The 1,473-nt window shown below is 75.2% G+C and carries 2 protein-coding genes and 1 pseudogene; all 3 read right to left on the bottom strand.

Annotated elements, in window-relative coordinates; all coding sequences use genetic code 11:
- Positions 1 to 285 (bottom strand): annotated as a pseudogene (locus AC1DUQ_RS21680) (hypothetical protein); the annotation flags it as partial.
- A 2-nt stretch (positions 286 to 287) separates the two neighbouring features.
- A complete protein-coding gene (dapB, locus tag AC1DUQ_RS21675) occupies positions 288 to 1,043 on the bottom strand; it encodes a 4-hydroxy-tetrahydrodipicolinate reductase (RefSeq protein WP_477062936.1) in 756 nt (251 codons plus the stop codon).
- A gap of 17 nt (positions 1,044 to 1,060) precedes the next feature.
- The coding region (locus AC1DUQ_RS21670) for a hypothetical protein (protein ID WP_477074630.1) at positions 1,061 to 1,473 on the bottom strand (413 nt) is incomplete at its 5' end.

Raw genomic sequence — 1,473 nt, 5'->3', positions numbered from 1 at the left:
GGGTGAGCGCGGCAGGTCGTCGATCGGCAGCTCGTCGGCCGCGGCGAGCTCGTCGGCCATCCGCTGCACGTCGATAGCCAGCCGCCACTCCCGAGCCACCAGCCAGATCACCAGCGGCGGCAGGATCCAGAACGCGATCCCCAGACCGACGCCCACGGGCTCCCCGGTGCGGACCAGGGCCGTCGCCCGGGTGGCGACCAGCCACACGTACAGGCCCAGCAGGCCGGTGAGGGCCACGGCGCCGGCGAGGGACGCCCAGCGGAGCCGGCTCGAGCGCGCTGCCACGATCAGGCCAGGTCGAGCAGGTGGTCGAGCCCGACGGTGAGCCCCGGCCGCGAGCCCACCTGGCGGACGGCCAGCAGGACACCGGGCATGAAGCTCACGCGGTCGAACGAGTCGTGCCGGATGGTCAGCTGCTCGCCCGCGTTGCCCAGCAGGATCTCCTCGTGCGCGACCAGCCCCCGGAGGCGCACGGCGTGCACCCGGACACCGTCGACGTCCGCGCCCCGCGCCCCCTCGAGCGTCTGCGTGGTGGCGTCCGGCACGGGCCCGAGACCCGCGGCCGCGCGGGCCGCCGCGATCGCCGTCGCGGTGTGCCGCGCGGTGCCCGAGGGCGCGTCGACCTTGTCCGGGTGGTGCAGCTCGATCACCTCGACGGACTCGAACCAGCGCGCCGCCTTCGCCGCGAACGCCATGGCCAGGACGGCGCCGAGCGCGAAGTTCGGGGCGACCAGCACACCGACGCCGGGGCGGTCGGCCAGATGGTCCCGCACGCGCGAGAGCGACTCATCGTCCCACCCGGTGGTGCCGACGACCAGGTGCACCCCGGCATCGACGAGCGCGTGCACGTTGCCCTCGGTGACGGCGGGGACCGTGAAGTCGACGGCGACCTGCGCGCCCGCGTCGACGACTGCGGACAGGTCCCCGTCGGCGTCGACGGTGGCGACGAGGTCGAGGTCAGGGGCGTCCTCGACGGCCCGGACGACGGTCGCTCCCATGCGTCCCGCCGCGCCCAGCACGGCCACCCTGATGCGCTCGCTCACGAGGAGAAACCCTAACGTCAGGCGGCGACCCCGAGCGCCGCGGCGATGCCCTCCTCCAGGCGTCGCAGCTCCACGTGCGTCAGCCCCGTGAACCGCTCCACCTCCCGCGGCGGGTAGCCGGCGCGCAGATACCACCGCAGGACGGCCAGCGCGTCGCCCGGTCGCACCGGACCAGGACCGACCGCATCCCGCACGAACGCCGAGAACCGGACCGCGGCCAGGAACGCCTCCGGGGTGATGCCGAGCGTCTGCTCCACCTCCCGGTAGAGGACCCCGACCGCGAGGTCGGCCTCGCGCGCGAGGTCCGACGCCCGGACGAGGCCGCGCTGGGCGATCACGCTGCGCAGCACCGGCGCGATCGCGTCGAGCGGCGAGCCGAGGAGGGGAACCACCGCGTGGGCCGCCACCGCAGCGCCCAGCAGAGCAGCTG

This window comes from Cellulomonas sp. P4_B5_2 (genome assembly GCF_056402235.1).
Note: the sequence above shows the minus strand (reverse complement) of the source record. Positions and strands in the feature narration are given on the sequence as shown.